20 protein-coding genes are annotated in these 19,465 nt (G+C 39.5%); 13 read left to right on the top strand and 7 right to left on the bottom strand.

The genetic code is table 11. From position 1 onward, the window contains the following. Nucleotides 1–204: 204 nt before the first annotated feature. A complete protein-coding gene (locus tag ACW0TQ_RS17780; protein WP_332093640.1) occupies nucleotides 205–2,265 on the top strand; it encodes a catalase in 2,061 nt (686 codons plus the stop codon). A 218-nt stretch (nucleotides 2,266–2,483) separates the two neighbouring features. On the opposite strand, the gene ACW0TQ_RS17775 is transcribed toward ACW0TQ_RS17780, so the two are convergent. Next, the gene (locus ACW0TQ_RS17775; protein ID WP_193064080.1) at nucleotides 2,484–2,633 is read right to left on the bottom strand and encodes a hypothetical protein; all 150 of its coding nucleotides are present in this window, start codon (nucleotides 2,631–2,633) and stop codon (nucleotides 2,484–2,486) included. Between the two features lie 574 nt (nucleotides 2,634–3,207). Between ACW0TQ_RS17775 and ACW0TQ_RS17770 the strand changes: the two genes are divergently transcribed. Beyond that, nucleotides 3,208–3,408 carry a DUF3231 family protein gene (locus ACW0TQ_RS17770; RefSeq protein ID WP_354005206.1) on the top strand — a complete coding sequence of 67 codons (201 nt, stop codon included), beginning with the start codon at nucleotides 3,208–3,210 and terminating at the stop codon, nucleotides 3,406–3,408. A 420-nt stretch (nucleotides 3,409–3,828) separates the two neighbouring features. On the opposite strand, the gene ACW0TQ_RS17765 is transcribed toward ACW0TQ_RS17770, so the two are convergent. Further along, on the bottom strand, nucleotides 3,829–4,044 hold the full coding sequence (locus ACW0TQ_RS17765) for a hypothetical protein (RefSeq protein WP_193064078.1): 216 nt from the start codon (nucleotides 4,042–4,044) through the stop codon (nucleotides 3,829–3,831). A 254-nt stretch (nucleotides 4,045–4,298) separates the two neighbouring features. On the opposite strand from ACW0TQ_RS17765, the gene ACW0TQ_RS17760 reads away from it, so the two are divergent. Then, nucleotides 4,299–4,925, top strand: coding sequence for a spore coat protein (locus ACW0TQ_RS17760; protein WP_193064077.1), 627 nt, complete (start codon nucleotides 4,299–4,301; stop codon nucleotides 4,923–4,925). A 109-nt stretch (nucleotides 4,926–5,034) separates the two neighbouring features. Next, nucleotides 5,035–7,095: a catalase gene (locus ACW0TQ_RS17755; RefSeq protein ID WP_256706153.1), complete on the top strand. Its 2,061-nt coding sequence runs from the start codon at nucleotides 5,035–5,037 to the stop codon at nucleotides 7,093–7,095. Between the two features lie 79 nt (nucleotides 7,096–7,174). Here the strand turns inward: ACW0TQ_RS17755 and ACW0TQ_RS17750 are convergent, their stop codons facing one another. Further along, nucleotides 7,175–7,513, bottom strand: a complete 339-nt coding sequence (locus ACW0TQ_RS17750; RefSeq protein WP_256706156.1) for a DUF4363 family protein — start codon at nucleotides 7,511–7,513, stop codon at nucleotides 7,175–7,177. A gap of 90 nt (nucleotides 7,514–7,603) precedes the next feature. Between ACW0TQ_RS17750 and ACW0TQ_RS17745 the strand changes: the two genes are divergently transcribed. Further along, on the top strand, nucleotides 7,604–8,464 hold the full coding sequence (locus tag ACW0TQ_RS17745) for a DUF421 domain-containing protein (protein ID WP_256706157.1): 861 nt from the start codon (nucleotides 7,604–7,606) through the stop codon (nucleotides 8,462–8,464). Nucleotides 8,465–8,610: 146 nt separating this feature from the next. Next, the gene (locus ACW0TQ_RS17740) at nucleotides 8,611–8,766 is read left to right on the top strand and encodes a hypothetical protein (RefSeq protein WP_256706158.1); all 156 of its coding nucleotides are present in this window, start codon (nucleotides 8,611–8,613) and stop codon (nucleotides 8,764–8,766) included. 358 nt (nucleotides 8,767–9,124) lie between these two features. Here ACW0TQ_RS17740 and ACW0TQ_RS17735 read toward each other — a convergent pair whose 3' ends face one another. Next, complete coding sequence (locus tag ACW0TQ_RS17735; RefSeq protein ID WP_256706159.1) at nucleotides 9,125–9,289, bottom strand: hypothetical protein; 165 nt, start codon at nucleotides 9,287–9,289, stop codon at nucleotides 9,125–9,127. A 142-nt stretch (nucleotides 9,290–9,431) separates the two neighbouring features. On the opposite strand from ACW0TQ_RS17735, the gene ACW0TQ_RS17730 reads away from it, so the two are divergent. Beyond that, nucleotides 9,432–10,430 (top strand): SDR family oxidoreductase, encoded by a 999-nt coding sequence (locus ACW0TQ_RS17730; protein WP_256706160.1) that lies wholly within the window; start codon nucleotides 9,432–9,434, stop codon nucleotides 10,428–10,430. Between the two features lie 259 nt (nucleotides 10,431–10,689). Here ACW0TQ_RS17730 and ACW0TQ_RS17725 read toward each other — a convergent pair whose 3' ends face one another. Next, on the bottom strand, nucleotides 10,690–10,842 hold the full coding sequence (locus tag ACW0TQ_RS17725; RefSeq protein WP_256706161.1) for a hypothetical protein: 153 nt from the start codon (nucleotides 10,840–10,842) through the stop codon (nucleotides 10,690–10,692). A 739-nt stretch (nucleotides 10,843–11,581) separates the two neighbouring features. Between ACW0TQ_RS17725 and ACW0TQ_RS17720 the strand changes: the two genes are divergently transcribed. The 6 genes from ACW0TQ_RS17720 (at nucleotide 11,582) to ACW0TQ_RS17695 (ending at nucleotide 17,503) form a co-directional block, all read left to right on the top strand. After that, nucleotides 11,582–11,983 (top strand): DUF2642 domain-containing protein, encoded by a 402-nt coding sequence (locus ACW0TQ_RS17720; RefSeq protein ID WP_256706162.1) that lies wholly within the window; start codon nucleotides 11,582–11,584, stop codon nucleotides 11,981–11,983. 13 nt (nucleotides 11,984–11,996) lie between these two features. After that, nucleotides 11,997–12,209, top strand: coding sequence for a hypothetical protein (locus ACW0TQ_RS17715; RefSeq protein WP_193064074.1), 213 nt, complete (start codon nucleotides 11,997–11,999; stop codon nucleotides 12,207–12,209). Between the two features lie 265 nt (nucleotides 12,210–12,474). After that, on the top strand, nucleotides 12,475–13,629 hold the full coding sequence (sat, locus tag ACW0TQ_RS17710) for a sulfate adenylyltransferase (RefSeq protein ID WP_256706163.1): 1,155 nt from the start codon (nucleotides 12,475–12,477) through the stop codon (nucleotides 13,627–13,629). A gap of 55 nt (nucleotides 13,630–13,684) precedes the next feature. Next, nucleotides 13,685–15,463, top strand: a complete 1,779-nt coding sequence (locus ACW0TQ_RS17705; RefSeq protein WP_256706164.1) for an SLC13 family permease — start codon at nucleotides 13,685–13,687, stop codon at nucleotides 15,461–15,463. A gap of 12 nt (nucleotides 15,464–15,475) precedes the next feature. Continuing rightward, entirely contained in the window at nucleotides 15,476–16,093 is a 618-nt protein-coding gene (gene cysC, locus ACW0TQ_RS17700; RefSeq protein WP_193064071.1) for an adenylyl-sulfate kinase, read from the top strand. Nucleotides 16,094–16,510: 417 nt separating this feature from the next. Continuing rightward, nucleotides 16,511–17,503: a polysaccharide biosynthesis protein gene (locus tag ACW0TQ_RS17695; RefSeq protein ID WP_193064070.1), complete on the top strand. Its 993-nt coding sequence runs from the start codon at nucleotides 16,511–16,513 to the stop codon at nucleotides 17,501–17,503. Between the two features lie 183 nt (nucleotides 17,504–17,686). Here ACW0TQ_RS17695 and ACW0TQ_RS17690 read toward each other — a convergent pair whose 3' ends face one another. Then, nucleotides 17,687–18,613 (bottom strand): glycosyltransferase, encoded by a 927-nt coding sequence (locus tag ACW0TQ_RS17690; RefSeq protein WP_256706165.1) that lies wholly within the window; start codon nucleotides 18,611–18,613, stop codon nucleotides 17,687–17,689. Nucleotides 18,614–18,727: 114 nt separating this feature from the next. Continuing rightward, on the bottom strand, nucleotides 18,728–19,465 hold the full coding sequence (locus ACW0TQ_RS17685) for a sulfotransferase domain-containing protein (RefSeq protein WP_193064068.1): 738 nt from the start codon (nucleotides 19,463–19,465) through the stop codon (nucleotides 18,728–18,730).

Here is a 19,465-nt window from a genome sequence, read left to right as displayed (position 1 = left end):
AGAGACCGCGTCTCCCTTTGGACGTTCTCTTTAATCATGCTGAGATTTTCGAATATAACTTTCGATGCAGTAATCCAAAGGAATGATGTTTTTAGGAAGTACAAGGGATTTCTCATATTGTAGTAAAAATAGCGTTCTAATTTAAGAAAAATTACGTAAATATAGAAATGGTATGTATACTGAAAGGTTTGAAAGGGTGATTGTGTGGATGAGAAATCGTCAAGAAATCAACATTCTGATAATAGAGATGTTAAGCAGGACCAACTAGATCAGTTTCGCGTAAAGGATTCAGGGAAGCCGATGACAACACAGGAAGGGAAAAAGAGATCACAGGACCAGGACCAATTAAAGGCTGGTATACGCGGGCCTTCCTTACGTCAGGATTATGAGTTTTTTGAAAAAATGTCGCATTTTGTCCATGAAGAAATACCGGAAAGAGTAGTTCATGCAAGAGGCTACAGTGCTTATGGTGAGTTTGAATGTTATCAGTCCATGAAGCATGTGACAAAGGCAGTTTTTTTGCAGGAAGCCGGGAAAAAGACGCCAATAACTGTTCGTTTTTCTACGGTGCAAGGGGCTAAAGGATCGTATGACACCGCGAGAGACTTGCGCTGCAAAGGCGTTAAGCTGTATACGGAAGAAGGAAATGTTGACCTGACAACGATTGCCATGCCTGTATTAATTAATCAAGATGCGATGAAGTTTCCGGATGCGATGCATGCGTACCAATCTAAGCAATCTGATGATATCCCAACGGCAAGCGGAGCCCATGATCGCTTCTGGGATTACGTGGCTAATAACGATGAAGCCCTTCATATGGTGCTTTGGATAATGTCTGACCGCGGGATTTTAAGAAGCTATCGAATGATGGAATCATGGTCGATTAATACGTATTTATTTGTTAATGACCAGGATGTCGCAACCTTTGTGAGGTATGTTTGGAAACCTGTTCTTGGAGTGCACTCCCTGCTGCAGGATGAAGCACTGAAAATCGGCGGGCTTGACCCCGACTTCCATAGAAAGGACCTGCGAGAGGCCATTGATAAGGGGGCTTATCCTGAATATGAACTGGGTGTTCAATTAATTTCGATGGAAGATGAGTTTAAATTCGATTTCGATGTGCTTGACCCTGCAAAGTTTTGGCCGGAAGAGCTGGTTCCTGTTCAAATGATTGGTAAATTGACATTAAATCGAAATATTGATAACTACTTTACAGAATCAGAACAGGTTGCATTTAACCCCGGCAATGTTGTTCCGGGAATTGACTTTTCTAATGATCCTGTTTTACAAGGCAGATTGATGGCATATCGAGAAACCCAAAATCATCGGCTGGGCAGTTCCAATTATGCGGAATTACCAATTAACCGTTCTGTCTGTCCATTTCATAATAATCAGCGGCGGGGCTTTATGAGACAACGTATCGATGTTGACAAGGTAAATTATCATGAAAATTCACTGGCTGATAATACGCCATATACAGTGCCTCCAGAAGAGGGCGGCTACAAAGATTACCCTGGGAAAGTAGATGGCTATAAAATTAGAGCCAGGAGCGAATCGTTTAAAGATTATTATTCACAGCCGAGAATTTTTTGGAATAGTTTAACCCCGATTGAAAAGCAGCATACAATCGAAGGATTAAGTTATCAGGTTGGAAAAGTAAAAAGCGAATCTGTCCGGCAGCAGGTGGTTGATAAACAGCTTGTCCATGTTGATAAGGAAATGGCGTCCATTGTTGCTGATAACATTGGAGTGAATCGTCCAAGCGGATCCAATGTGTCTGTTTCTACAAGCTACCCTTCTCTTAGCCAGTCCAATACCCCTCGTTATGCATACACGCAGAAAGCAGGTGTATTGATTGGTGATGGTTTTGGAAATGAGGTCACTGAGACGCTTAACGTTTTAGAACAAAATGGCGTTTTTGTTGTCATCATCAGTGACAGACTCGGTACTGTTGCTGGTGCTGGAGGAAGAGAACTTAAAGTTGATGACACTTTTATTACGACAAGTCCCTATCTGGTAGACTCTCTTTATATTGTTGGCGGCAGCTCCAAGCATCAGGCAAAATTCGATTCCCAAGTTACAGAATATGTGCATACAGCTTATCAACACTATAAACCAATTGGTGTTGCTTCTACAGGGCAGCCATATATTCAAGCATCCAAAAATAATAATTTAGCTGGTGTTGTTTTTGCTGCGAATAATACAGACTTTGGAGAAGAATTTGTTTCTGCTATTGCAGAGCATCGTTTTTGGAATCGAACATAGTATGGAAAAAGAGCATTGTAAAAAGATGCTCTTTTTTATTCTTAAAATATTTCCTGGACTGAATCCAAAAGTCAGCATTTCCAACGAATATGAAAAGCATAGACCAAAGCAGTTTTGCCATTTGATAAATTGACTATTTGGGACGATTTATTTGTAATTATACGATACGCGTCGAGGTAATGGATTAGAAAATGCCATTACTAAAAGCGTTGATTTATTTAATTTTTATTATGCTCCGTTTCCTGCTGCCGTTCTTCTGAGCAGGTAAAACAATACAAGCGGCCCCGTTCGTTCACACCATCTAAAAAGCCGTCTTTACAGTAAATTTCTTTATTGCATGTTACACATGTACCTATATATTCCTTCATCCGTCTCCCTCATTTCTTCTTTGAATTTTATTTATTTGAACATGAAATCCACCGCTTTGTTTACATCGATATATCTCCATTGTATCTAAAAAGGGAACCAACATGGATAATTTTTAATTAATAGAAGCCTGACAATATGAAATGATTGATGAATGAAGGAGGCAGTTATAAAAACTGTTTCCTTATTAACTATAGATGGAATTTTTATTACGGTGCTCATGTGCCGTAATATGTATACATTCATAAAAAACCAAATACTACTTTTTAAATCGAACAATAAATATAGGGGGGCAACGCGCTAATGCCCAATAAACCAAAATGACTTCCTCAGAACTCGGTGCTCTATGGATGACATACCAATAAAAAATATTGATTCTTCGATATTTGGAATATTTTATAGAAACAGCAGAGAATGAAAAATCCCGAAAACTCACGTCAGGGTTATGAGAAGCACTTCATCCCAAAGTCGAAGAAATGGAAATGATGATTCAAGCGGAAAGCGCAGCCCCCCAAAGGATTTACGCATGAAGATGTGTACCTGGATGCACCAAGGAACTTTCCAAAGAAATTTTAAATGAGACGGGGGAAATTCTTCTTCGGGATGATATTCAAGCGCCAGGTACCTCCGGGGGGCACTGTGACAAGTTCAACATCCGCACCTTTTTCAGATAAACTTATGATGATAACAACCTTCTTTTTTTGTAACGTATCTCTTGGCACTCAAAGCTTTGGTGCAAATTTCAGTATGCGTAATGATTTGAATGCGAGTCTTTGAATAATGGCTGGATGGAGGAGCCGCCGAGAATGGATGTTTGAACAGCTAAATCAAATTCTTTTTCTTTCCTGCTCTTTAGACTTTGTTTCGGAACAAAAGGTTCAGCAATAAAAAAAGAAATCGTATCATCCGTAATTTATCACGGAGAACCGTCCGTAAAACTCCCGCCTCAAAATAAAGCGTGAAAATAAATTTATTTAGGCGGGAGATAACGGACGCTAACTCTCTGAATCACTTAGGCTAACTCAGTGGGAGAAGAACGGCAGACTAAATTCGCGACATCCTGGGACTGGGGCTGCGATTACTCGTCCCATCGTAAAGAGCTGTGCGTCGAAAGCTCCCACTGAGTGAAGTTTCGTTTTATTGGAAGAAAATGACCCGTGCACCAATCATCTGAAGCGCGGGTCATTATTTTTACTATTAAGATTCTGATTGCTGGGTCATGATGGCACTTTGAACTTGACTTACCGTTGTTTGAGCTGAAGCAATTTCAGTAGAAGCTTGCTTAATCGCTTCTTGAGCCAGTGCTTGATCTGAGGTGCTTTTTTCGATAGCCTGTGTTAACAATTCCTGCGTTAATGTAACAATTGCTTTTGCTTGAGTTAATTGGTTTACATCGATTGGTTGCTGAGCCATTAGAATCTCCCCTTTGTAATAATTATTACTTGTATATCTTGTACATATTAAAAAAATTATAAGCCATCTTAAATCCAATTTTTTCAGCTGTTGTCACATTCGAATGATGTTCAGTTTTATTCTGTAATTATTTGCTTTTCTTTTGTTCCAGCAGGCATTTCCTTTACAATTTCTTTGATGATTTAAAAAAAGCGTATATTTGACCATTATTTTAGCACCATATTATTGAAGGAAAACGAACTAGGAGGATTTTTATGGAAAACAACCAAATGCAAAACGAGCAAATGAATACAAATGCTGTCCCGCCGCAAATGAACCATGGAGGCCATGAAATGTTTGATGTTCACGAGGTATTATCAGGAGCAATTAATACAATGAACACCTTTACAATGCTGAACGAGCATGTCAGGGATCCGGAGCTTCGAGATATTTTAGAACGTCAAAAAGCGTTCATGCAAGAAGAGTATAATATTACGCTAGAATCCTTTAAAACAGGACAAAAGCCTGCACAACCTACACAAACTTATGAAATGAAGCAGGATAATCATTTCACTTATGGGTTAAAAGCTTCGCAGCCGAAAAAGCCAATGCAAGCATCCACTGAAATCAATGATGAAACGATTGCTAACAGCATGTTAAATGCCGTTAAATCAACTGTGCCAGCCAAAGCAGGAGCAGCCCTGGAGGTTACGAATCCCGTAGTTCGCAGAGTGCTTGCAGATTCAGTACCCAATTGTATTGAAATGGCTTATGAAATTTCTCTATATCAAAACAAGCATGGATATTATCAGGTGCCGCAGCTGACACCACAAGACATGATGCAGATGCAGGAAGGGTATGCACCTGCTGCTGTACCATCGCAAAAACCCCCTTTACATTAAAGAACTGGCCCCTCCTTTTTTTGAGGGGCATATTGTTTAGCTGCGATTTTAAGCAATTGTCAGCTCAAACAATAATATGACACGACATTTAGAAAGGGAGCTCGACCATATGATAAATGAAGATAAAAAAATAAATGCAAATAGTAAAAATGAACAATTAGAATATTTTCGAAGTGCGGATAGCGAGGATAAAAAGCTTACTACGAATCAAGGTGTGAAAGTATCGGAGGATGAGGAATCTTTAACAGCCGGAGAAAGAGGCCCAACTTTAATGGAAGATTTCCATTTCCGTGAAAAAATGACCCACTTCGATCATGAGCGAATCCCGGAACGTGTTGTGCATGCGCGCGGCTTCTCTGCTCATGGAGAATTCGAGTTATATGAATCGATGAAACCTTATACGAAAGCAAAATTCCTGCAAAATACGAATGTGAAAACACCAGTCTTCACCCGTTTTTCTACGGTTGTCGGTTCACGGGGTTCTAAGGATACCCCCAGAGATGTTAGAGGATTTGCAACGAAATTCTATACAGAAGAAGGAAACTTTGATTTAGTGGCCAATAATTTCCCTGTCTTTTTTATTCAAGACGGTATGAAATTTCCGGATGTTGTCCATGCCATCAAACCTGAGCCGCATAATGAAATGCCGCAAGCAAGCGGTGCACATGATACATTCTGGGATTGGGTTTCACAAAATCAGGAGAGTGCGCATATGGTTATGTGGCTGATGAGTGATCGGGCAATTCCCCGCAGCTTTCGAATGATGGAAGGCTTTGGTGTCCATGCGTTTCGATTTGTGAACGATGAGGGCAAAGCTCATTTTGTTAAGTTTCATTGGAAACCGGTATTAGGGACCCATTCCCTTGTATGGGATGAAGCGGAAAAACTAGGCGGTAAAGATCCTGATTTTAACCGCCGTGATCTGTGGGAATCCATTAATATGGGGAATTATGCAGAGTACGAGTTAGGTGTCCAAATTTTAGAAGAAAAAGATGAATTTAACTTTGATTTTGATATTCTTGATTCCACGAAACTTTGGCCGGAAGAGGATATTCCTGTACGTATTATTGGAAAAATGACCTTAAATCGAAATGTAGATAATGTTTTTGCGGAGAATGAACAAGTTGCTTTTCATGTGGGGAATGTTGTACCTGGAATCGACTTTACGAATGATCCGTTGCTGCAAACACGTTTATTTTCCTACACGGACACCCAGCTGCTTCGTCTTGGCGGTCCAAACTTTCATGAGATACCAATTAATCGCCCTGTTTGTCCGTTTCATAATAATCAACGGGATGGATTTCACAGACAAACAATTAATAAAGGGCAGGTCTCTTATCGAAATAATGCTTTAGCAGGTAATTCACCGCATACAGTAGATGAAAAGAATGGCGGGTTTGCCCACTATCAGGAAAAGGTTGAGGGAAGAAAAATTCAATCCCGGAGTAAAAGCTTTGAAGACCACTTCAGTCAAGCCAAATTATTTTGGAATAGCATGAGTAACGCGGAAAAGCAGCATATTATTGATGGATTTAGTTTTGAAGTTGGAAAAGTACAGTATAAGCCGGTGCAACAAAAGATTGTTGATATGTTTGGGAAAGTGGACCACGGGCTGGCTGCTGCGATTGCGCACAAACTTGATGTGAGCGTACCGCCTGCCAATATTCAAAGCAAGGTAACTAAAACGTCGCCTGCATTAAGTCAGGAGAACACACCAAAGTTGGCAGAAACGCGTAAAACAGCTGTTATTATTTCAGATGGATTTAATGGGGCGGAGGTAAAAAAAGTTATTGAGAATCTGCAAGCAGCCAAGGTTCAAGTTGCGATATTAAGTGACAGACTGGGTTCTATCACGGCCGATGACAACAGTACACTTAAAGCGAAGCATACGTTTCTTACCGATTCATCGGTTGTTTTTGATGCCGTGTATATTGCCGGAGGTATGAAAGCAGATAAAATGTTTGAAAAAAAGGCTAAAATGTTTATGCAGGAAGCATTTGATCATTTCAAACCGATTGCTGTCTCGAACGAAGGGGAACAGTGGTTTAAAGACAAACAATTACCAAGCAAAGCGGGTGTTGTTATCAATAAGCAGCAGCCAGATGATTTTTCCAAGCAATTTATTGATGCAATTGCAGCGCATCGCTTCTGGGACAGAAGTATATCATAAGGAATAAAAAGGGTTCTCTGCATGTGAGAGAGGCCTTTTTTCTTTAATAAGTGGCGTGTAGCTGTGTTGCCACTTTGAACTATAAGGAATAAATATCCTCCAAAAACGATTTGACAGTAGCAAGTTCAAGTCTAGTGCTTGTTGAATCATTTTCCTTAGCTGCCGCAATAAGATTGTTAATACTTTCATGCAATCCCTCATACTCATCCTCGTCACCTATTAATTGGATTTTCCATTTGTGATTTTTGAAAATAGTTTTTAATTCTTCCGCTAGAGTCGTAATTTCATCCCATTTTGGTTCGTCTAAAGATTGTTCCAGCTGATCAATGTGGTCAAAGAAATAATTCCCTCCGACTTGATTTTCGCATCCGGAAAGGACGATGAATAAAAGCGTAAAAATGATTATTTGCTTCTTCATTTCTCATTCTCCTTATTTAATGAATTGTTATCTATAGTTTGTCCGATAATACTAATATATTACGTATTTTAGTAAGGTGAGGGATAGGAGATGCCTGAAATTGTATTGGTACTAATCCGTTCCATAGCTGCTTTCTTTTTATTATTTTTAATGGCGCGGATGATGGGAAAAAAGCAAATTTCACAGCTCACTTTTTTTGATTATTGTGTGGGAATTACTATCGGTTCCATAGCTGCTACGTTGTCAGTGGACCAGAATGTAAAAATTATTAATGGATTAGTGTCACTGACTATTTGGGGGTTTTTCCCGATTATTCTAGCGTACCTTGGGATGAAATCAATTATTTTTTCAAAGATAACAGATGGCAAAGCAACGATATTAATTCGAAATGGCGAGGTATTAGATAAGAATATGAAGAAGAGTCTAGTAACAATTAATGAGCTATTAATGCTATTAAGGGAAAAAGGAACTTTTAAAGTTTCTGATGTAGAAATGGCTGTTTTAGAAACAAATGGTGAGCTGAGTGTTATGTTGAAGAGCAATCAACAGCCAGTTACTGCACAAACATTAGGGGTTCCATTAGAACAGGAGCATGGGCCTGCCATTTTAATTATGGATGGTAAAATAATGAAAAAGAGTTTGGAGAATCTCGGTTACTCGAAGGAATGGTTAATAGGAGAAATCCAAAAGCAAGGAGCTGAAGAGGTAAGAGATGTTTTTTTAGCTCAAATTGATTCTCGCGGCAGCTTGTATGTTGATTTATATGAGGACCAATATACAAAAACGGAGGTAGAAGAAAGACCACTGTTAGCAGCTTCGCTAAAAAAAATACAGGCTGATTTAGAGGGATTTTCACTACAGACAGATGATTCGGAAGCTAAGAAATTATATACTGAGCAAGCAGCTGAGGTTCAAAAAGTGCTGGATACGATCTTGCCTTATTTGAAGTGAAGGAAAAAGAATTTTGATTAAATTATGAATTACTTGTTATACTCTTCTAAGTCGTATAATAATGATTTATCTCTTACATGTTCGTGATAACTTGTCAGTGGAGACTGTAAAGGAGCGGTTAACAATAGAAGGGGGGGGAACGGCTAATGTCTATTGCCGAAAAAATAAGAAATGAAGGTATGAAAGAAGAAAAAATAAAAGTAGCTAAAAAGTTACTTCTGTTAAAAATAGATGAAGAACAAATAAAGGAAGCGACAGAACTAACAGCACAAGAAATAGAACAAATTAAGAAAGACCTATAGTCAAGATATGACGAAAAAGACATGGCATTTACTCACAAATATTTAGGAGTAAATGCCATGTTTTTTTATTACACATTAAGAAGTATAAAGAATTCAAGGAATAAAGTATAAGTGCAGTGCTTTGGATGGGGCGAGTAATCGCAGTACTTGCCCCACCTCCAATCCCAACTAAGGCATTCACAAAAGGCTTGTACTCCAGAGTATAAGGGATTCTAAGAAAGCAAAATACGCTTTCAAGACTCCCTTTAACGAATGCCAAGTTTTCTTTAAAGCCGATTCATTTCATTCGTCTATCGCAAATATCTGTAATCTTTCAGTTAAGACTTTTTCTCTCAATATCATTTCTATAATATTTACTTCAATGAATATGCGGATAAAAAGGTTCATATACAGGGTCGCTATAATATGGCGGTCTGATTTTAATCGACGGTGTTTTCCAGCTATAGTTCAAATAATGCATTTCCAGCTTTTCTGCTTTATTTTCTAATAAGCGTTTGACCTTAGGGTAAAATTCAAATTCCAACTTACTGCCTCCTTCTGTAAAAAGTTATGCTGTGTACGGGTGTGTTTTGCACATGCATGCGAAACGAAAGGGCCTAAATGCCATATTGCTTCACATATGCAGCCGCCTAATCATAGCCTATGAAAAGGAGGGGGAGATCGTTATGAAAAACAAAAATAATGACCGGGATCTATCCTTATCGGAGGAAGCGCTGAAACAAATTCGGGCATACCAGCAATGGTTTGAAGAAAATAAAATAGAAGATCCTTATCCGTATTACCCGATATACGGTAAAATTACGCAATACGAAGAGGTGCCTCTTACACAACCGGAGCAACGTCAGCTGATTCAGCCGGGCGTTGAAAAATTAATGGTGCCCAAACCAATTATTGAGAATCCAAACTATAAAGGAAGTGGAAAATTAAAGGGGAAGGTTGCGCTGATAACAGGAGGAGACAGCGGAATGGGCGCAGCGGCAGCAATTGCTTTTGCAAAAGAAGGCGCTGACGTTGCCATTGCCTATTTAAATGAGCACGAGGATGCTAATCGGACCAAAAGAAGAATCGAGGAGCTTTACCAGAAATGCTTATTATTACCAGGAGATTTACGTGAAAAAAAGCAATGCGAACATATAGTTATGGAAACAATCAATCACTTTAATAAATTGGATGTTTTATGTAATCATGTCGGAATTCAATTTCAGCAAAATGACGTGACTGAAATTACCGATGAACAATTTGATCAAACCTTCAAATTGAATATTTATTCGCATTTTTACACTACGAGAGCAGCACTGCCTCATTTAAAAGCGGGAAGCTCCATTATTGGAACGTCCTCAGTGGTTACTTATGCAGGAGAGCCTTTATTAATGGATTATGCAGCTACCAAAGGAGCTATTGTCGGATGGACACGTTCTTTAGCCAAAAACATTGCTAAACGACAGATTCGCGTAAATGCGATTGCCCCGGGACGAATTTGGACACCGCTTATTCCGGCAAGCTTTTCTGCAGATGAAAATGCCTTGACTGGAGGGAATTTATTTGGCAGGATGGCTCAGCCTTTTGAAGTAGCGCCGACCTTTGTTTACCTGGCATCAGATGATTCCAGGCATGTCACTGGTCAAGTGCTGCATGTAGACGGAGGAGAATCCACCAATTCCTAAGCGTGGTGTATATAGAAGGAAGATATTAAAAATAAATTTAATAGATATTGCGGTTTCGGATAATTTTTTCTTGAAAAATGGAAAAACATAATCAAATCCCGAGTACTTTAAAATGGTAAAGGTCATGTAATCTCCAAAGTCTATGAACAATCACTTCAAATTAATGAGGACATGAAATCTGTTTAGATAAGAGCTCAAATAAGCTTACATTCTAATTCATGAAGCCATCAAACATTAAATGAGGCTTCATGAATATTCATTATTGATTTCCTTTACCGCCCCAATCGTCCCGCTGAGGATGTTCAAATGGTTTATCTTGTTGCTGTTCATCTTGTGAAGTACCACATCCAGACACCATTCCCACAGAAAGGATGCAAGTAATTATACATAAAGTCAGCTTTTTGAATTTCATTACTGTCACCTCATTTCAATGATAGATCTCCCATCTTAATGATTTCCTTTTTCTCTAATCTTATGCTTATAAAAAGACTTATAAAAATATCATGGAGAACCGCCCGTAAAACTCCCGCCTCCAAATAAAGAGAGAAAATAAATTTATTTAGGCGGGGGGTAACAGGCGCTAACTCCAACTGAATGAAATTTCATTTTATGATTTTCGTCCAGCCCTTTGTGTTCAGAAAACGATATTTTAATGAATGTGTACAATCTAACCAATGAAAAAGAACATAAATTATTTTATATCTACATGAAAGGAGTGTTATTTATAACATGAAACAGACGTTGTTCTGAAAAGTCCATTCCACTTCCAATTAAGTAAGGGGAGAGGATTAAAGAATGTTGCTCCGATATATAGCAATAATGACTCTAAATACTGGGACAAACACTATGGTATAACTGCTGCATAAGAGGGGATACAGTCTAACCATGGCAAGTAAAGTTACAGCCGAATGGGAATCATTCAATCTTGGGAATACGTCGGAATTTCATGCGTAGAAGCGCAAATAGCAAATTCCTTGCAAAGCAGTACCCAAATGGGGAGGACAGCCCGTCTGGGTCTTGACTCTAAAAGGAATAAATGAGGAGGGATATCAGCTGTAAGCAAGGAGCAGTTGATTTCTCAATTTATGTTGTGGGTTTTCCTAGTACTAAAAAGGCGACCCCAAAAACATTATGGAAAGGAATGAACAAGCTTGGCTAATTTAACAGAACGGCAAAGAAGGTTGGTAAATTTGTTAAACCAGTTATCACAAAATTTAATTACGGCCAATAGTGCCAATGATAGCAATAATGATAGCACACTAAGTAATAATTTCTCTCTGAATTTACCAGGATTTAGTCTGGATTCTAATAATAATTTAAATTTGGGTTTTGGTAACTGGGGAGGAGGAAAACCGACCCCGCCCAGCACTCCAACGAATATTAGAGAAGTCCTGATGGGATTAGTAAACGAACAAGTGCAGGTTACTACTCCTTTTGACACAATATCTGGAACATTGCTTTCTGTCCAAGATGATTATGTTGTAATTATTGAAGCTTCTGGTGCACAAGCGCTGGTTCGAATTGAAAAAATTGAATTTGTCAGTAATTCGTAAAGGAGGAGTTTAAATGTTTCAAGCGACGTTTGCTGCTGAATTGGCTAATCGAATTGGGTCAAGAGTCGAAGTAGCTACGGATAATAATTTGATCGAAGGTATTCTTTCCACAGTTACTGCAGATTTAGCCCTGGTTATCGATGTGACAAGCGGTTATGGAGATAATGTCAAAATATATATTTCAGTAGATGCAATCAACTTCGTCCGTTTTCTTGTAGCGGCGTAAAAGATTATTTCACGAAGAATTATTGGTGGAATTTCCACTGAATAAAGTTTTTGTTTGATGAGCTTCCTATTTTAGGAGTATAGAGGGATAAAAAATACCCTGGCTTGCTTGACAGCCGGGGTATTCTATTCCGCTTCATTACTCCATGATATCTGAAAAATTTATTTGGCATCAATTGTTATTTGATATGATGTCATGCGTCAATTCAACCTATACTGTTGTTCAATATATTATTTTAATAAAACTGAAATTCGGAGGTTTTTTTATGGTCAACCAGCCACATGGCGGAAGGTTAGTCTGCCGGGAGTTAACAGGAAAGAAAAGGGAGGAAGCAATCAGAAATGCGGAAAGTCTTCCATCCATGACGGTGAATTCCTGGGTGCTATCTGATATAGAGTTGATTGGAACAGGAGGATTTAGTCCGCTGACCGGATTTATGGGGCAGGCTGATTATGAAAATGTTGTTGCGCATACGCGTCTTGCAGACGGCACAATTTGGAGTATTCCGATTACATTGCCGACAACCGAAGAGGAGGCTAGCCTTTTTAATATTGGTGAACAAATTGCTCTTAAAGGAAAGGATGGCATCATTTATGGAACCATCACCTTGGAGGAGAAGTATGCTTACGATAAAAATAAGGAAGCGCTCCATATCTATGGTACAACGGATGCAGCACATCCAGGGGTGAAGAAAGTGTATGAAAAAGAAGCAGTTTATCTTGGCGGACCGATTACATTGCTTCAGCGTCCTGATCACAGCCAATTTGCAGCGTATTATATGGATCCATCCGAAACACGGCAAATGTTTGCAGATTTAGGCTGGAAAACAATTGTTGGATTCCAGACACGTAATCCGGTGCACCGCGCCCATGAATATATTCAAAAGACTGCCCTTGAAGCAGTAGATGGGCTGTTGTTGAACCCGCTTGTCGGCGAAACCAAGTCGGATGATATTCCGGCTGATGTCCGGATGGAAAGCTACGAAGTGATTTTGAAAAATTACTATGTGAAAGACCGTGTACGCCTCGTTATCTATCCAGCCGCTATGCGTTATGCAGGGCCGAAAGAAGCGATTTTGCATGCCATTGTCCGCAAAAATTACGGCTGCACGCACTTCATTGTAGGGCGTGACCATGCTGGTGTTGGTGATTATTACGGAACGTACGATGCGCAACTGCTGATGGCACAATATGAAGAAGAACTCGGTATTCAGATTTTTCCATTTGAGCATGCGTTTTACTGTAAGGTCTGTGAAAATATGGCATCTGGAAAAACATGCCCGCACGGCAAGGAAAATCATGTCCATTTAAGCGGTACAAAGGTGCGCGAAATGCTCCGTCATGGCAAACGTCCACCAAAAGAGTTTTCACGTCCGGAGGTTGCCGATGTACTAATTAAAGGAATGGAGCGAAAACAATAAATCATGTTCAAAAATACGCTTTTTGAACATGTATGAAAAGAGGGTCTGATACCCAATGACATTGGAAATGATGTTTGTTCTGATTATACTTCTGACCATGTTTGCTGCAATGGTTTTCGAAGTTGCCCGGCCAGACATGGTTATTTTTTCCGTGCTGGTTATATTGATGCTATCCGGCATATTGACAGCTGAGGAAGCATTGAGCGGCTTTTCCAATGAAGGAATGCTGACCATTGCGTTATTATTCATTGTTGCGGGTGTGATACAGAAATCCGGTTTAATCCATCAAATGATGGAAAAATGGCTGCAAAACAGCCGCAGTCGCAGAGGTTCAATGATGCGATTTTTCGTGCCGACATCTGCCTTTTCGGCTTTTTTAAATAATACACCGATTGTGGTGACTCTTACCCCCATTATTAAAAAGTGGTGTGAAGATCGCGGAATCGCTCCATCTAAGTTTTTGATTCCATTGTCATATGCCACCATACTGGGCGGGATGATAACGTTAATGGGAACATCTACCAATCTTGTTATTCATGGTCTGCTGCTAGATTTTGGGCTGGAGGGGTTTTCGTTATTCACCTTAGCAGCCGTTGGTATTCCAGTCACATTGGTCGGGCTCATTTATTTATTTTCAATCGGATATAAATTGCTGCCGGATAACAAAGGCTTCAGCCAGAGACTGAAGGAAGAACCGAAGGAATATATTGCGGAAATGAAGGTAACAGAAGCTTTCGGGAATCCTGGCAAGCGTGTGGAGCAAGCCGGCCTGCGAGATTTAGAAGGGCTTTATCTGATTGAGATTATCCGCGGGAAGGAACGGATTTCACCGGTCAGGTCAACAACGGTTATTCAAGTAGGGGACCGCCTGATTTTTACCGGTTTGATTTCAACCATTGCTGACTTGCAAAAGATAAAAGGCTTGGAGCTGGAAACAGGGACGAATATTGATCTTGATGATTTGAGGGATGGAACAATCAATTTAGTGGAAGCCGTTGTGTCAGATCAGTCATCCCTTTTATCCAAGTCCATTAAACAGTCACAGTTTCGTTCACGGTATGATGCAGGGGTCATTGCAGTACATCGGAATAATGAACGGATTAAGAGCAAAATCGGGGATATCGTATTAAAGCCCGGAGATTCCTTGTTATTTTTGACTGGAACGGATTTTGTTGAAAAATACCAGCGGTCGAATGATTTTTTTGTTGTATCTTCGTTGGATACATCAGCAGTTCTGAAACTGAGTACGAAAAAAGGCTGGTTTTCCATTATCATGCTGCTGGGGATGATTGGGACAGTGACACTTGGGTGGCTCAGTATGTTTAAAGCAATGGCAGTAGCCGTATTGGTTTTTTTGGCTGCGAGAATTATTACCCCTCAAGAGGCTAAAAAATATGTTCATTTCAATGTTTTACTGTTGATTGCCAGTTCATTCGGTATTGGTGCAGCGATGAGAAAAACGGGGCTGGCAGAATGGATTGCAGATGTCTTATTGGATGTTGGGAAGCCTTTGGGGCTGCTGATTATTTTATTTATGATCTATTTCTTGACGAATTTGTTTACAGAAATGGTAAGCAATAGCACAGCGGCTGTTATCATGTTTCCGATTGGAATGGAAATGGCTCATACACTTCATGTCGATCCAACGGGGATAGCTGTTCTTATAGCGATAGCTGCCTCAGCAAGTTTTGTTACACCAATCGGTTATCAAACAAATTTGATTGTATATGGCCCTGGCGGATATACGTTTACAGATTACGTAAAAGCAGGACTTCCGCTAAGTCTAATCGTTATGGTGACGTCTGTTTTGATTATTTATCAACAATGGTTTTAGGAGGAATTATTTATGCCTGAATCAGAAAATATAAAATGGCATCATTCGAAAGTAACAAAAGAACATCGGAGAAATTTGAATAACCATAAAAGTGCTGTCATATGGTTCACCGGGCTATCCGGTTCCGGCAAATCGACTATTTCAGTTGAACTGGAAAAAGAATTGCATCACTTAGGCGTCAGGACTTATCGTTTGGACGGAGATAACATTCGCCATGGGTTGAATAAAGACCTTGGCTTTGGTCCGGACGACCGTAAAGAAAACATCCGCCGCATCGGGGAAGTATCCAAGCTGATGGCAGATGCCGGATTGCTTGTATTGACAGCATTTATTTCACCGTATCGCGCAGATCGTGATGAGGTACGTAACCTGATGGAACAGGGGGAATTTATTGAGGTATTTGTAGATGCAAGTATCGAAACATGTAAATCACGTGATCCCAAAGGACTTTATAAAAAAGTACGCGCTGGTAAGCTTAAAGGGTTTACTGGAATCGATGCACCTTATGAAGCTCCGGGGAAGCCGGAAATTACAGTGAATACGGATGTAGAGAGTGTAGAGGAATCGGTGCAGACAATCATTTCCTATTTGAGAATGAAAGGATACCTCATCAGTGATTCATGTAAATAAAAAATCACGCTGGATATATCACCGGAAATCAGCGGTCTTCTAAACAATCTAATAGTCTTGTTAATCTAGCTGCTTAACCTCGCTAATCTTCCAGCATTTTAATAGGATGGTTCGTCATATGCAAATGGTCATCATCTAATGAAAGGCTCTAATTATATAGACAGCAAATTTGGACCCGCAGCAGCTGCCTCTTTTATCTTTATTTAAACGTCTATCATGTACAGTCTACTAGTTTTTTCATAAATTGATTTAGAACCTATTTGAATGTAATGATGCCAGTTACTAAGCAGGGAATAAACGAACGTTGAAACCTGTTTTAGGGAAATTCCTGTCATCGAAATCATCAGTGGTGTTCGAATATATCTATTATCCTGATGATAAAAATAATAGGCATTATTCCTGGAGGAGTGTTTAAATGTGTTTCAAAATACAACGATATTGATTACCGGAGGAACCGGTTCCTGGGGACATGAACTAGTCAAAAAGCTGCTTTCCTTTCAACCGAAGGAAATAAGGATTTTTTCCCGTAATGAATTTGCTCAGGTGAAAATGAAAAGAGAATTCCTGGATAATCCTTGCTTAAAATTTGTGATTGGAGATGTAAGAGATTTTGAAGCGGTAAACGAAGCAGCAAAAAATGTGGACTATCTATTCCATCTTTCCGCACTAAAGCATGTACCAATATGTGAAGAACAGCCTTTAGAAGCGTTAAAAACCAATGTAAACGGAACGGAGAATATCATCAAAGCAAGTTTAAACCAAAAGGTGAAGAAAGTCATTGACGTTTCCACAGATAAAGCAGTGGAACCAGTTAACTTTTATGGACTGACAAAAGCAATCGGGGAAAAATTAATCATTCAGGCTGACCAATTAAGCAATCATACGCGCTTTGTCTGTATCCGCGGAGGCAATGTTATTGGGACAAATGGCAGTGCGATTCCGTTTTTTAAAGAACAGATTGTCAAGTATCATTCCGTGCCGCTTACATCCAGAGAAATGACGCGTTTTTTCCTGACGGTTTCGCAAGCCATTGATTTACTGATATATGCTTCCGAAAAAGCCGTTGGCGGGGAAATATTTGTTATGAAAATGAAAGCATGTGAGATTGTCGATTTAATTGGTGTTCTGGAAAAACACTTTGCTGAGAAAGCAATTCACATGAAGGAAATCGGCATTCGGCCAGGTGAGAAAATTCATGAGGTATTAGTGTCAAATTCGGAATCCCGGAATGCTTATAAATATGATGAAAATTACTATGTTATTTTGCCAGACAATGCTTCCGAAGAGGTGAAGAAAAGGTATGACGGCTTACCAAAGGCTGGCTTCACCCGATACCAATCGGATGATGAATTAATGTCATTCAGTGAAATTGAACAAATTCTTATCAAGGCAAATGTTATTACAGTGTAAGCTTTTTTTTAATACAACAATCTGTAAAGAGGTACAAAAGGAATGGAACATATTCAAAAACACTAATTTTAGGGATGGACCTGGGACAGCCCCCAGAAAAAAATGAAAAATAGTGAGCTCTCCTGTAAAGGAAGACTCACTATTTTTTTGATGGGTTTTTAAAATAAAAGCTAACGTAAGTCCTTATAATATGCTCCTTATCTGCCGGGATAATTGTTTTGCCCGATGAGCAGTTGAATGATGATTTTGAACAAAGCGCCAGCCAGCTTCGGTTATTTGTTCCCGTTCTTTCGGATGTTGCAGATAGTATGCTGCTTTTTCCGGAAAATTTTCCTCGTTTATATCCACAAAATGCTTTCCTGGTATCAAGCCAATCTCCTCAAGCTCTGGTAAGGCCGGTGCCATTAACAAGGTGCGGCACGCCGGTACCTCAAAATATTTAAAAGTCACAACCTGACGTACGGAGCCGCAGGCAAAAAACAATTTCGCCTGATTGATGGTTCTGGCATAATTTTCGCCAATTAATGATTGCTCCGCCTGTTCGCTTGTAAAATCTCGCCATCCGGGATGAGGACGATGATGAAAATGAGAACTGTCTTGATAATGCTGTAATATCTTATCTCTCAACGGGTAGATCTGCGGGAAGGCTATTTCACCCAGCATCATCAAATCGATTGTTTTCACATTGCCATAGTCTTTAAAGATGGAGGTATTCACGAATTGGGGGAGAAAAAATACCTGATGCTGTTTTTGGTGAGGGTAATGCTGGTAAAAATTATGCCGGCATATGACAAAGAATGTCTTGATTTGATTACGCGCTATAAACCTTCTTCTTTGTTCCACAAAACGATGCGCATCATTTACCATCAGACCTACAGGCGTGTCGATATCGGCTAAGCCTGTAACAACAGGGGCAAATGTTTTCCCTACATCATTTATAATTAAAATAAAATCCGGTTTGTCAGATACTTTACGCAATATTTTTTTTATCGGACCAGATTTTCGATACACCATTAAATTTGTCACTTTTGCTAATTCCTGCTCCAAATCAGCATAATTATTATTCGTAAAGCGAGAAGTATCGGCCGCAATCAATAATAGATTTAGCATTGGTTCATCACCCCTTCCTGAAGTAAAAACGCCTTCTAGATTTAGAAGACGTCTTGATTTAGCGTTTTATCATAGAGAACCGACCGTAAAATTCCCACTGGATGAAGTTTCGTGTTATTTATACCCTAGTCTTGATAAGGTCTTATAAAAAGCTTTATTGATTTGCTGCTGCTGTTCTTGGCTTAAAACCGATTTCCATTTATTTGCCTTGCCTTCTCTTACAAAAGGCAGCGCAGGATTGGTAAATTGCGAAGAACCATTTATATGCTCTTTTTGTTTTTCTTCCAATGCCTTCATATTATCGAAAGAAGCCCAATGGACTGCTTCATTGATTTCTTGTTCGGTTCTGTCTAAGTGTAAAAAGTTTATTATTCTTTTTGCTTCTTTCGCCGCGTCTGCAAGAAGATTTTCATATTTCACAAGCAGAAAACCTTTTTTGACCTTCTCCTGATTATCGAGCCAGCTTTCTATCTGCGTGTCCCACATTCCGGGCACAATATCGCCCTTCATAAAAGCAGCAAAAAAAGCAGCAAAGTCACGGCTTTCTCCATGATATTTCTGGAAATGATGATAATAGGAAATAACAACATCCCTTGGATCCCTTACCAGGTAAATTACTTGAGGATAGGATGGGTCATAACTGTCATGGCTCCATACAAGATGCGGGGAAGGGAGATTTTCGATTGGTTCGCTTGCTACATTCTGAATCATCTCTCCTTTCGTGGCCCAGTCCATTTTTTTTCGATATAATAATGTGGCGACGAGAAATAATAAGAAGTTATTTCCCGACTTTGGATAGGCTACGAGACAAATATCGTCTTTATGACATATATATGTTTGATTCGTTGACAT

It is taken from the genome of Oceanobacillus sp. M60, from assembly GCF_053839645.1.
Note: the sequence above shows the minus strand (reverse complement) of the source record. Positions and strands in the feature narration are given on the sequence as shown.